This window comes from Lentzea sp. NBRC 105346, from assembly GCF_030269605.1.
Lineage (GTDB): Bacteria > Actinomycetota > Actinomycetes > Mycobacteriales > Pseudonocardiaceae > Lentzea.
In genome coordinates this window covers 800,400-814,129 of the sequence record NZ_BSTQ01000002.1, presented here as the reverse complement: position 1 = coordinate 814,129, position 13,730 = coordinate 800,400, and the positions used below count along the sequence as shown (strand labels likewise).

Here is a 13,730-nt window from a genome sequence, read left to right as displayed (position 1 = left end):
GGTTGTCGCTGGGCTGATCGGACCGGGCGCCGCCAGAGTGGCGCGAGCTGTCCCGATCTCCGACTGGGGGCCCTGTGACCACACGACTGACCACACGACTGTCCGGGCTGCGCAGAACAATCCTGTTGACCGCCGTGGTGGCGCTGACCGCGTCCGCGGTGGAGGTGGTGTTGCCGGACCCGGCGCTCGCGGCACCACCCGCCAAGGCCGAGGCCCCTCGGGTGGCCTCCAGAACCGATGTCGTGTCCGCCGCGGTGTCGGCGAGAGCGCAGGGCTCCCGGGTCGAGGTGGAGGAGCTGAGGACCGAGACGTCGACCACGTGGTCGAACCCCGACGGGACGATGACGACGGACGAGCACGGCGCCGCGGTGCGGTTCCGCGCGTCCGACGGCCGTTGGCAGAACGTGGACCTCAACTGGCACTCGGAGCGCGACGGCACCGTGGCGACCGGCGGGCATCCGTTGCAGGTCAAGCTCGGCAAGCAGAACGCGAAAGCCGGCGGACTGCTCCTCAGGGCGGCACCGGACGCCGAACGGGAGGTGCGCTGGGACGCGCCGTGGCCGCTGCCCAAGCCGGTGCTGGAGAACACGAAGGCGCGGTACGCAGACGTCGAGCCGGGCGTCGACTTCGTCGTGCACTCGCGTCGTTCCGGATTCGAGTACGACTTCGTGGTGAAGCAACGGCCCGCGAAGGCCCCCGTGTGGCGGGTTCCTTTGCGCACCAAGGGGTTGAAGCCGAAACCGCAGGAGGACGGCTCGATCCTGTTCGTGGACTCCGAAGGCAAGCCGCACTCGTCGATCCCGGTCGCGTACATGTGGGACGCGAAGGTGGACGAGCACAGCGGTGAGCCGGTCAACCGCGCGAAGGTGGACCTCCGCGTCGAGGGCGACAACCTCGTGATCACCCCCGATCCCGCGTGGTTCATGGACGCGAACCGCAGTTTCCCCGTCACCGTCGACCCGACGTACGCGGCGACGACCGCCAAGCCGAACTTCGACACCTGGGTGCAGTCGGACTACACGTCCGACCAGTCCGCGTCGCAGGAGCTGAAGCTCGGCACCTACAACGGCGGCGGCGTGAAGGCGCGTTCCTTCCTCAACGTCCCGGTCGCGCCGTTCAAGGGCAAGCAGATCGTCTCGGCGAGCCTGTCCCTCTACGAGACGTGGTCCTACTCCTGCACGGCTTCGACGTTCGTGGTCCGCAGCGCGCAGACCGCGTCGACCGCGACGCGCTGGACGGCGCAGCCCCCGATCGGCAGCCAGTACGGCTCGGCGTCGGTCGCCAAGGGACACGACGGCAACTGCCCGGCCGGACGGACGTCCGTGCCGATCACCAGCCTGGTGCAGGCGTGGTCGAACGCGTCCTACACCGTCGGCGGCATGGTGCTGATGGCGGCGAACGAGGCGGACTCCAACTCGTGGAAGCGATTCCACTCCAGCGAGGGCTCGGCGCCCCCGTTCATCTCCTTCACGTACAACCGCCCGCCATCGGTCCCGGCGCAGCCGACGATCGTCAACGCCGTCGCGTACGCCGCTCCGAATGCCGCGACCTACCTCTACACGGCGAACCGGCGCAACTGGGTGTCGACGAAGGGCACCGACGCGGACGGCAACAACGTGCGCTACGAGTTCGAGTTCCACACCTCGACGACCACGTCTTCCACCACGCTGAAGGGGACCTGCACGAGCTCGTCCTACCCGTCGGGCACCCAGGCGGGCTGCCAGCCCAACGCCGACCTGCCGGACAACACGGCGATTGTCGTGCGAGCACGGACGTTCGACGGAAGCCTGCGATCGGGCTGGTCCGCCTGGGCGCTCTTCCGGGTCGCCGCCGGGACGCCACCACCCCCGACCGTGGCGTGTCCCTATGCCAACGGTTCGTGGAGCGACTCCCTGCCCACCATGGTCGTGACGTGCGTCCTCACCGCGACGGGCACCGGGTACAGCGCGCCGGGCTACGTGCGGGTCAACGTGGACGGCAAGCCCTACCCGACGAACTTCGCCGGCGGCGCGCCCGGCCAGCTCAAGATCACCCCGACCAGCATGGGCGGTGACGGCAGGACGACCGTCACCATTCCCAGGACCGCGGGCCAGCACTCGGTGTCCGTGCGCGCCGAAAGCCCGGCGGGCAAGCTCTCCTCGATCACGAACTACTCGTTCGGCTATGGATCCGCGACGCTCGCGAGCCCGGCGGTGAGTCCACGCACGACCACGACCGGTGGTGTCCGCATCAGCGCCTCCGGGCCGCCCAAGGGCACGTCCGGCGCGGTCACGGCCACCGTGCGCTGGCGCACTTCCGGCTACGGCGGCACCAGTGAGACCACCGGCTGGAACACCGCGGTGAACGCGCCGCTGACGGTGACGGACAACGGGGCCGCGGGCGTGACCGTGTCCGGCACCTGGAACACCACGGCGGAGACCCAGGACGCGCAGCTCGACGCCGATCCCGCCACCGCGGGCGTGCAGCCGACACCGCTGGGCGACCGCGTGCCCGTGCTGATGGACGTGCAGGTGTGCCTGGCGTACTCCGGCTCGACCCAGTGCACCTGGTCCCAGTCCCGTACCACGGTTCTGCGCGTGCCGCATGCGTTCGGCAACGGCTTCCCCACCGCGGAGGCCGGACCGGGCGAGGTGGCGCTGTGGACCGGTGAGTTCAACACGGAGACCACCGACATCACGGTGCCCGGCTACACCGGGAACCTGACGGTGTCGCGGTCGCACTCCACGTTCGCGGGCGCCACCGACGCGGTGACCGGCGTGTTCGGTCCCGGCTGGACCGCGCAGTTCGACGGTGCCGACGCGGGTGCCGCGGGCATGCAGGTCGTGGACAACACCAGGGTCGACGGCACCGTCGTGCTGATCGACGGCGATGGCACCGCACTGGTCTACGAGTCACCCTCCGGTACCCGGCGCACTTCCGCGAACCTGGAGGCGGGCACCTGGGTCGCCGCCGACGAGGAGACCTCGCTCGACGCGGGCAAGCTGACCGTCGCGGGTACCGGTGCGGCGACCACCATCGCCTACACCGACGACGACGGCACCATCACCACCTTCGCCGCCTCGTCCGCGCCGACGACCGGTGCCGCGGGCCGGTTCCGCCCGGCGGGCGTCACCGAACCCGGTGTCGCGGGCAAGACCTCCTACTCCTACGACCCCGTGACCGGCCGGGTCACCCGGATCACCGCACCCACGGCGCCCGGTGTCGTCTGCACCGACGCCCAGGGCGGCTACACCAACGCGATCGGCTGCCGATCGCTGCGGTTCGACTACGGCACAACGGGTTCGGCGAACGGGCGCCTCGTCGCCGCGTGGCTCGACATCTTCAACCCGGACCGCACGGGCGGCGCCGGCATGGACTCGATCAAGGTCGCGGCCTACGCGTACGACAGTGCGGGCAGGCTCGCCTCGGTCACCGATCCGCGCAACAACCTGGGCACCGCGTACGGCTACGACTCGGGCAACCGGCTCACGTCGGTCAAACCCGCGGGCCAGACGGCGTTCCAGCTCTCGTACAGCGCCGCGCCGGACTTCAAGCTGACCGACGTCAAACGCGATCGGCCCGCCGGTGATCCCACCGGCGGCACGGCGACGCTGGCGTCGTTCGGGTACGACGTCCCGACCTCCGGCGCCGGTCTGCCCGACCTGTCCGCGGCGGCCGTCGAGAAGTGGAACCAGGCCGTGGCGCCGGTGAAGGGCTTCGCGGTCTTCGGCTCCGACCGGCCGGCGGGTTCGAGCGACTGGCAGTACGCGGACCTGCAGTACACCGACGCCGAGGGCTACACGGTCAACACCGCGAAGTACGGCGCCGGGGCGTGGCAGCTCACCGCCACGGACTACAACGCGCAGGGCAACGTCGTGCGGCAGCTCGACGAACGCGCGCTGCGGCTGATCGCGGACGACCAGTTGCCCGCGGGAGCGACCGCGGACCAGCTGGCCACCGTGACGGTGTACAACACCGAGATCAAGAACGGGGACACCGTGGTGACCCCGGCGGGCACGATGGTCACGGACGTCTACGGTCCCGCCCGCGAGGCCGCGCTGCGCGACGGAACGCTCCGGTGGCTGCGCACCCACACCAGGACCGAGTACGACCAGAACGCCCCGAACGGCGGAATCAACGCCGCGACGGGCCTGCCGTACCGGCTGCGCACGGCGGAAACGGTGTGGGCGCACGATCCCGGTGAAAGCGTGGACGTCGAGGCGGTGTCCCGGACGCTGACCGGGTACGCGCCGGTCGTCGCCGGCGATCCGGACGGCTGGGCGCTGGGCGACGCCACGACCGTGACCACCGACGTGGATCTCGACGGAGCAACGTCCACTGTGGACATCGTCGCGGTCACCCGGCACGACGCGGAGGGGCGGGAAGTCGAGAAGCGTCAGCCGGGCTCCAACGGCGCTGACGCGGGCACCACCAGGACCGTGTACTTCACCGCGGCCGCCAACGGATCGCACGCCGAGTGCGGTGGCAAGCCGCAGTGGGCCGGGCTGGTCTGCAAGAGCTACCCCGCCGCGCCACCGACGTCCGGGCCGTCGTTGCCGACGACCACGGCGACGGGCTTCGACTACCTGCTTTCACCGACGTCCTCCGTCGAGACCTCCGGTCAGGTGACCCGCACGGAGACGACGAGCTACCGGCCGGACGGCAAGATGGCGTGGACCGAGACGAAGGTGACCGGGCTCAGCGGCTCGGCGCCGATCTCCAGGAAGGAGCACGAGTACGACCCCGCCACCGGCGCGGCCACCAAGGTGACCGCGCGCAACGCCGACGGGTCGGTCGCGGGCACGGTGACCACGGGCTACGACGGCTGGGGCAGGCAGACCAGCTACCAGCCGTCGAACGAGGCTCCGACGACGACGGTCTACGACGCGGCCGGCTCGGTCGCGACCGTTACCGACGCCAACGGATCCACCAGGTTCACCTACGACGGCACCGACGCGGCCGGCAAGACCGAACGCCGTGGCCTCGCCACCAAGGTCGAGGTCACCACGGCGGGCTCCACCTGGTCGTCCACCGGTGCCTACGACGCCGACGGCTCGCTGGTCCTGCAGAAGCTGCCCGGCGGCGTCACCCAGCACACGGAGGTGGACAACGCCGGTGAGGAGACCGGCCGCCGCTACACCGGCCAGGTCACGACCGTGAAGGAGGACGGCAGCACCGAGGTCGATCCCGACGGCGGCTGGTTGTCCTGGTCGCTCGACAACGACGTGACCGGGCGCGTGGCCCGCGAGTGGACCCCGGACGGCGGCGCCTTCGCCGACGCCCTGCCGTACGACCGCGCGTACGGCTACGACGCCGCGGGCAGGCTGACCCAGGTCCGGGACCGCACCACCGACCCGGCCTGCGTCACCCGGTCTTACGACTACGACCGCAACGGCAACCGCCTCAACAAGAGCACCGCCCCCGCCGCGGCGGACGGCACGTGCTCGACCGCGGGAGGCACCACTGTCACCAGGGCCTTCGACTCGGCCGACCGGCCGATCACCGGAGCGGGTGGCCAGGGCGCGTACACCTACGACGCGCTGGGCCGCACGACGACGCTGCCCGCGTCCGACGCACCGAAGCCCGCTCTGGGCGACATCGCGTTGACCTACCACGACAACGACCTGCCCAAGTCGATCCGCCAGGGCACCGTCACGACGGACTTCACGCTCGACGCGGCCGACCGGCGCGCCGTCGAGACCGTCACCGACGGCGGCACGACGAAAGCGACCAGGCGGCACTACTCGGACTCCTCGGACAGCCCGTCCTGGGTGTCCACTGAGGACGGCACCACCCGGTTCGCCGAGCTGATCGGCGACGACCTGGCGCTGACGGTCACCGATGCGGGGAAGGCCGAGCTCTCGCTCGCCAACCCGCACGGCGACGTCGTCACCACGGTCGAGCTGCCGGCGGACGCGGCCGCCACCTCGATCGCGGGCTGGAACCAGTACGACGAGTACGGTGTCCCGGCCGACACGAACACCGCCTCGACCGGCGACGTCGAGTACGGCTGGCTCGGCGAGGAGCAGCGGGCGGTGTCCGACTCCGGGCTCCTGCTCATGGGAGTGCGGCTCTACAACCCGGCGACCGGTCTGTTCACCTCGGTCGACCCGGAGGTGGGCGGCAACGCCAACGCCTACACCTATCCCGCCGACCCGATCAACAAGTTCGACCTCGACGGCAACCGGGTGGCGGAGGAGCGGTACAGCAGGCCAAGGGGCATCATCGGCCCGCTCTGCAGGATCCTTTGCAAGCCCGTCGTCAACTGGTTCAAGAAGAAGGGCTGGAAGTACGTCAAGAAGTGGGCCAGGAGCGCCTGGAAGCACACGTGGCGCTGGGTGAAGAACAAGTGGAAGGCCGCGTCCGGCTGGATCAAGAAGAAGTGCGGCGGCCGGAAGATGAAGTGGGTGTGCCGCGCCGCGGGTGGCCTCGGCTCGGACTGGGCGGCGGGCAAAGCCTGGGACGGCATCCACTGGGGATGGAAGAAGATCAAGGGCGGAGCCAAACGCGTCGGGCGGGGCATCCAGAACGACGTCCGCGGCTACTGCCGGTGGTGGTGGATCCGGTGCAGGTGACCCGCTGACGGGGACAGGCCCGGCGCGGTGCCGCGCCGGGCCTGCGGCACGCCGCAGTCCACTGTGGTTCAATCGGGTCGTGAGTGTTTTCCGTCGCCAGAGCGACGAAAAACACTCACGACCCCTGGCCTGCGGTCAGCTGGTCGGGAAGTCGTCCGGTGTCATGGTCCGCTCACGGACCCAGACGCCGGCCGGCTTGAGCACGCCGGTTCCGGCGAACGTGCTGCCGGAGCAGGTGCCGGTCTTGAACACCGCGCCCGACCGGAAGTCGTCGGAGAAGTTCCAGTTGGTCCAGCCGATCTTCTTCGACGCCAGGAAGTCGAGATACTTCTGCGAGTAGGTGAAGTCGTTCCCGCCGTCGCCCGTGTAGGTCTGGGTGCCGAACTCGGTCACGAAGATCGGGATCCGGTCGGCGGCCCTGGACAACGCGTTGAAGTACTCGTCGTGGTGTGAGGCCGCGTAGAAGTGGAACGTGTACATGATGTTGGTGGCGTTGACCGGGTTGTTGATGATGTCGGTCTCGTTGCGGCCGTCGGAGACACCCAGTGACGCCCAGCCGTGGGTGCCCAGGAAGACGACGCTGTCGGGGTCCTGTGCGCGGATCACCGGGATGAGCTGTTCCGCGTAGCTCTTGATTCCCGACCAGCTCACGCCGTTGGGCTCGTTGGCGATGTCGTAGATGATGTTGACCTTGTCCTTGTGCCGCTGGGCGATCTCGGTGAAGAACGTCTTGGCGCGGGACAGGTTGTAGTTCGGGTCACCGGGGTCGAGCTGGTGCCAGTCGACGAGGGCGTACATGCCACGCTTCGTCGCTTCCTCGATGTAGCCGTGCACCATGTCGGTGAACTTGCGCGGGTCGGTCTCGTAGCCGTCTTCCTGGATGTACATCGAGATCCGCAGGATGTCGGCCTTCCAGTCATTGGCGAGCGCGTCCAGCGACGCGGTCTTGATGCACTGGCTGTACCACTGGATCCCGTGCGTGCTCATACCGCGCAGCTGGATCGGCTTGTTGTACTGGTTGCACAGCTTCACGCCGCAGACGTGCAGCTGTCCGTTGATCTCCACCGGGGTGCGGCCCACCGGGCACGACGGGGTGGTCACCGAGATCGCGTTGCTCGGTGCGGAGACGTTGCCCGCCGCGTCCACCGCGGTGACGGTGAACGAGTAGCTCGTGTTCTGCGTCAGTCCGCTGATCGTCGCCGGGGGCTGGGGAACGGTGGTCACCACCGTGCCGTTGCGGCTGACCCGATAGCCGACGACCCCATTGTCGTCATTGGAGACGTCCCACGTCAGCGTGGCGCTGGTGCACGTGCTGCCGGTCGACCGGAGGTTGGCCGGCGCGGACGGCGGTTCGACGTCGGGTGGGCCGCTGATGCTCGCGCTCAGCTTGTCCAGGTTGGGGCCGCCACTGGCGGTGGTGGCCGTGGCGCGGATCTTGTTGGTGCCCGCGTTGAGCGTCGTCTGCACGGACGTGGTCTGCCAGGTGTCCCATGTGGACGTTCCGGCGAACGCGAGTTCGTCGGCGGCGAGCGTGCCGTTGACGGTGATGTCCATCGGCCGGTTCGTCGTGGTGCCGTTGGAATACCTGAACGTCAACGTCGCCGCGCCTGCCGCCGCCGCGTTCACGGTGAACTCGACGTAGCTGCCGATCACGTTGTCGTAGTTGACGAAGCCGGTGCCGGTGAAGCCGGTGTGGTTGGACTCGACCACGCCCTGGGAGATCGTCGCGCTTTCGGCTTGGTAGTCGGTGTTCGGCGCGGCCACCGTGACGTCCAGGGAGTCCGCGTTGGGGCCACCGTTCGCCGTGGTGGCGGTGGCGCGGATCTTGTTCGTGCCCGCCGTCAGGTTCGCTTTGGTGGTGACCGTCTGCCAGGTGGTCCACGCTCCGGTGGGGGCGAAGGCCAGTTCGTCGGCGGCCAGGGCGCCGTTGACGGTGATGTCCAGGGGACGGTTGGTGGTACCGCCGTTGGCGAAGCGGAAGGTCAGGGTCGCCTCGCCCGCCTGTGCGGCGTTCACGGTGTACTCGACGTAGCTGCCGATCACGTTGTCGTAGTTGACGAAGCCGGTGCCGGTGAAGCCGGTGTGGTTGGACTCCACCACACCCTGGGAGATCGTCGCGTTCTCCGCCTCATAACGGATGGGCGCGGCGATCGCCTGTATCGATGTCGCTGCGATCGCCGTGGCGGCCACTATCGCGACGGCCACGCGCAGACGGGATCTGGATGCCACAGGTTCCTCCGACGGGATGCAGGGTTGCTACGGGGCCACTACGAGGTGGTCGACGTTGGGGCCGCCGTTGGTGGTCGTGGCGGTGGCGCGGATCTTGTTGGCGCCCGCGTTGAGCGTCACTTGAACGGACTTGGTCTGCCACATGTCCCAAGTGGACGTTCCGATGAACGCGAGTTCGTCCGCGGCGAGCGTGCCGTTGACGGTGATGTCCATCGGCCGGTTCGTGGTGGTGCCGTTGGCGTATCGGAACGTCAGCGTCGCCGTCCCCGCCGCGGCGGCGTTGACCGTGAACTCGACGTAGCTACCGGTCAGGTTGTCGTAGTTGACGAAGCCGGTGCCGGTGTAGCCGGTGTGGTTCGACTCCACCAAGCCTTGGGAGATCGTGGCGTTCTCCGCCTCGTAGCGGCTCGACGGCGCCGTCGTACCGGCGTAGTCCGAGCCGATCCACGCCTCGTCGACGCGCAGTCGCTGGTAGCGGGTGGTGTCGGTGGACGCGGCGTGGGTGTTGACGACCTCGAGCCGCACGTGCCGCGTGGTCGTGGCGGGGATGTCGACGAACGCGACGCCGCGGTGGCTGGGCAGGGTGCCCGTCTTGACCGGGGTGCCCCAGTTGGTCCCGTCGGCGCTGACGTAGACGCGGTAGTCGCGGATGCGCGCGGACTGCTCGGTACCCGAACGGGCATAGCTCACCGAGTCCTCGCGCTGGTTGATCCCGATGTACTGCACGCGCTTGGCCGAGCCGAGGTCGAACCGCAGTGACACCGGCGTGGTCTTGTTGCTGTCCCAGTACGTCAGGTAGTCGCCGTCCGCCGCGGCCGGGGCACCGTGCCCGCTCGCCGAGGCACTGGCGCTCATCGTGTACGACGAGGGCGGGTAGATGCCCTCGCGGCCCGCGGTCTCCACCTTGAACACCGTGTCGTACTGGTCCCAGGTGGACACTCCGGTGATCGTCAGGTTCCCGCCGCCCTGGGAGAAGGCGACCGCGGCCCCGGTGCGCAGATCGCTGACGCGGGTGACCCGGTAGCCGTTGTCCCGCAAGCGCAGCGTGCTGCCCGACGGACGGGTGACCACGTGGACGTAGTGCAGGTCGGGATTGGTCTTGCTGATGGTCGTCACGCCGTGCGCGCCGTCGTTCCAGAAGCCGGGCTTGAGCCCGCCGCGCAGGTAGCCGCCGCCCTCGGTGCCGCCGATCGACTCCCAGATGGTGTTCAGGTAGCCGTTCGCGAAGTTGTTGAACGCCTCCTGGTTCGCCGGCATCCGGCCGTTGACCATCGGCGTCTCCGCCATCAACGCCTTGACCGACGACCCGGCGCAGGTGATCAGCCTGCCGAGGGTGAGCTTGTAATCCACTGTGGAATCCGTGCCGGTGTACCACCAGGCGCCGGAGCTCGGCAGCTTGAAGTCGGCCTCGATCAACCGCGGCGCGGCGGTGTAGACCGCCTGCGGGTAGTCGTAGTTCGGCGTCATGCCGGTCTTCTGCTCGTTGCTGATCATGTCCATGATCGGCGTGTCCTCGTTGTTGTTGCTGAGCGTGAAGTCCGGTCGCTCGCTGCGGATCCGCTCGTACAACCCGTGCTGCTCCCAGTACCCGTTGTCGTTGTCGATCCAGAACCCGCCGAGGCTCGGGTAGCGCTGCATGACCTCGACGAAGTTGTCGTAGCCGAACTCGCCGAAGCCGTCCCGCGTGGTCAGGTCGACGCTGTGCCCCTTGTACTGCGAGTACGCGCTGGAGTTCAGCCAGCTGCTGCCCGCGGGCAGGCCTTCGGCGTGCCACTGTGGATCGTCGGTCATGTACAGGATGACCTTCAGTCCCTTGGCCGACGCCGCGGTGATCAGCTCGCCGAGCAGGTCGCGGTTGGTGTGACAGCTGCCCGGGATCGCCGACGGCCACGGCCGCGCGTAGCCGAGCCGGCTGTGGAACGTGGCCAGCACCAGGTACTGGCCGTGCAGCTTCCTGGTCTCGTCGACCCAGTAGCCGGGGTTCCAGCCGCCGTTGGTGACGGCCGACTCCCAGGCGCCGCAACTCGTGTAGCCGGGCGACGTGCGCATGCCCCAGTGCAGGAACAACCCGCCGGTGGAGTCGCGCAGGAACTGCTGCCGCGGATGGTTCAGCTCGGCGTGAGCGGACGGCGGCGGAAGCGCGACCAACGCGCCGATGGCGATCAACAGGGCGGCCAGACAGGGCCAGGCTCTCTTGCCCGGATTTCTGCGCACGGGGTTTCCTCCCACAGGTGCGGCGGATAAGGAGGCGGCGGCCAGAGATCCGATCAATCCACTGTGAGCGCCATAGAGCATGCGACCGGTTACACCGCGACGTCAACGGCGAGTTTCAACGTATTCATGGGACGAATGACCCGTTTGGCCGATCGCGATAACGACCAAACGTCGGATCCGGCGCGTAGCTGCGGGGCAATGAGACGTCGAAACCCTTGTCAGGAAACAAAGTTCTCTATCCGGCGCCCACAACGCTTGACACGGACTTGACAGAGCCCTTTACTTACATCTCGCATTGATGGACTAGACCTCCTATCTTTCGTCCCGAGTCGAGGTGGCCTTGGGGTGAGAGAAACGCGCGACGGGTGTTTTCCTGCTCGGCACCGGTCGGACGGACGTGTTGCCACCTCGACCACTCCGGGGCATCCGCTGCCCCCGGATCCGAGGAGTTACGTCCGTGCGAAGATCGCCCTGCCTTCGCCCGCTCTCAGCGGCCCTCATCACCGTCCTGCTGACCGCAGTCACCCAGATCGCGACGCCCCCGCCGGCGCGGGCCCTCGAGAACGGCCTGGCCCGCACGCCGCCCATGGGCTTCAACAACTGGAACACCACGCACTGCACCTCGACCTTCAACGAGGCGATGATCAAGTCCATTGCGGACATCTTCGTCTCGCGCGGTCTGAAGGACGTCGGCTATCAGTACGTGAACATCGACGACTGCTGGGCTCTGCCGCAACGCGACTCCCAGGGCAACCTCGTTCCGGACCCGGCCCGTTTTCCCAACGGCATCAAGGGACTCGCCGACTACGTCCACTCCAAAGGGCTCAAGTTCGGCATCTACACCAGCGCGGGTACCAAGACCTGCAACACGGCCGGGTTCCCCGGCGCGCTCGGGCACGAGTACTCCGACGCCCGGCTGTTCGCGTCGTGGGGAGTGGACTACCTCAAGTACGACAACTGCAACAACCAGGGTGTCGACGCCGTCCAGCGCTACACCACCATGCGCGACGCGCTGAAGGCGACCGGCCGGCCGATCGTCTACAGCATCTGCGAGTGGGGCCGGTCCGACCCCAAGGTGTGGACGTGGGGCGAGGACGTCGGCAACCTGTGGCGCACCACCGGCGACATCAGCGACAACTGGACGAGCATGATCGGCAAGGCGCAGGCGAACCGCGGCCTCGCCCAGTACGCCGGTCCGGGGCACTGGAACGACCCGGACATGCTCGAGGTCGGCAACGGCGGCATGACCGCCACCGAGTACCGCACGCACTTCAGCCTGTGGGCGATCATGTCCGCGCCCCTGCTGATCGGCGCCGACCTGCGCAAGGTGAACGATGACACGTTCACGATCCTGAAGAACACCGACGTGATCGCGGTGGACCAGGATCCGCTCGGCAGGCAGGGCACGGTCATCAGCAGTTCCAATGGACTCGTCGTCTACAGCAAGGTGCTGGCCAACGGTGACCGCGCGGTCGCGTTGTCGAACGAGACGACCGCGACCGCGACGATCGGCACGACCGCGTCGGCGATCGGCCTGGGCGGTTCGCCGCAGTACACGCTCAAGGACCTGTGGACCAAGAGCATCCGCACCACCACGGGTGCGATCAGCGCCTCGGTGCCGCCGCACGGCACGGTCCTGTATCGGGTCTCGCGGGCGGGTACGTCCAACCGTTACGAGGCCGAGCGCGGGACCATCTCGCAGGGTGTGGTCGAGTCCAACCACTCCGGGTTCTCCGGCACCGGGTTCGTCAACTACGCCAACGTCACCGGCTCCGCGGTGGAATGGACGGTGAACGCCGCCCAGGCCGGTCCCGCCACGCTGGTGTTCGACTACGCCAACGGCACCACGACCAACCGGCCGATGGACGTCACCGTCAACGGCGTCCTGGCCGCCGACGAGCTGTCGTTCCCCGGCAGCGGCGCCTGGAGCCTGTGGCGCACCAGCGTCGTCACGGTGAACCTGAACGCCGGCGCCAACCTGGTCCGGGCGGCCGCGACGACCGCCAACGGCGGTCCCAACCTGGACTACCTCGACGTGTCTGTCGCCACGGCACCGCCGCCCGCCACGGTGTACCAGGCGGAGAACGCCACGATCTCCCAGGGCGTGGTGGAGTCGAACCACACCGGCTACACCGGGACCGGGTTCGTCAACTACGACAACGTGATCGGCAGCTACGTCCAGTTCACCGTGAACGCGGCTGCGACGGGTCCGGCGACGGTGACGTTGCGCTATGCCAACGGCACCACCACGAACCGGCCGATGGACATCACTGTCAACGGCACCCTCGCCGCGGACGAACTCGGGTTCGCCGGAACGTCCACTTGGGACAACTGGCAGACCGCGACCCTCACGGTGAACCTCACCGCGGGCGCCAACACCATCCGGGCCACCGCCACCACCGTCAACGGTGGCCCGAACCTGGACCAGATCAGCATCGGTTGACCGGACGGCCACCCCACCGCCGCCAGGGGTGGCCTTCCTGACTATGCCCACCGGTTCCTGCCGGTGGCGCGATTCCCCATGGAAGGTGCGGCAATGGCTTCATCCCTGCGGCGTCGGCTGTTGACAACCCTGTGCGGCTCCCTGCTCCTCGCCGGTCTCACGCTGGCCCAGCCGACCGCCGCCGCGCAGGCGGCCTGGCAGCTGCGCTGGGCCCCGGAGGCGAGCACCGACGGCCTCGACGCCTTCGAGGGCGTCGAGGACGACCGGGCGAACTCGCATCCGGAAGGCCA

The 13,730-nt window shown here is 68.5% G+C and carries 4 protein-coding genes; 2 read left to right on the top strand and 2 right to left on the bottom strand.

Annotated features, from left to right (window positions below):
- The first annotated feature begins 74 nt into the window (after positions 1-74).
- Positions 75-6,554: a DNRLRE domain-containing protein gene (locus QSK35_RS07450; RefSeq protein ID WP_285743555.1), complete on the top strand. Its 6,480-nt coding sequence runs from the start codon at positions 75-77 to the stop codon at positions 6,552-6,554.
- 135 nt (positions 6,555-6,689) lie between these two features.
- On the opposite strand, the gene QSK35_RS07445 is transcribed toward QSK35_RS07450, so the two are convergent.
- Both QSK35_RS07445 and QSK35_RS07440 read right to left on the bottom strand, forming a co-directional pair.
- Positions 6,690-8,759, bottom strand: a complete 2,070-nt coding sequence (locus tag QSK35_RS07445) for a cellulase family glycosylhydrolase (protein ID WP_285743552.1) — start codon at positions 8,757-8,759, stop codon at positions 6,690-6,692.
- 51 nt (positions 8,760-8,810) lie between these two features.
- The gene (locus tag QSK35_RS07440; RefSeq protein WP_502881626.1) at positions 8,811-10,961 is read right to left on the bottom strand and encodes a discoidin domain-containing protein; all 2,151 of its coding nucleotides are present in this window, start codon (positions 10,959-10,961) and stop codon (positions 8,811-8,813) included.
- A 622-nt stretch (positions 10,962-11,583) separates the two neighbouring features.
- Between QSK35_RS07440 and QSK35_RS07435 the strand changes: the two genes are divergently transcribed.
- On the top strand, positions 11,584-13,440 hold the full coding sequence (locus tag QSK35_RS07435; protein WP_285743616.1) for a carbohydrate-binding protein: 1,857 nt from the start codon (positions 11,584-11,586) through the stop codon (positions 13,438-13,440).
- The last annotated feature ends 290 nt before the right edge of the window (positions 13,441-13,730 follow it).

Bases quoted from the DNA above. Each gene is read 5' to 3' on its own strand.
- QSK35_RS07435 (WP_285743616.1), top strand. From the start codon at position 11,584: ATGGGCTTCAACAACTGGAACACCACGCACTGCACCTCGACCTTCAAC.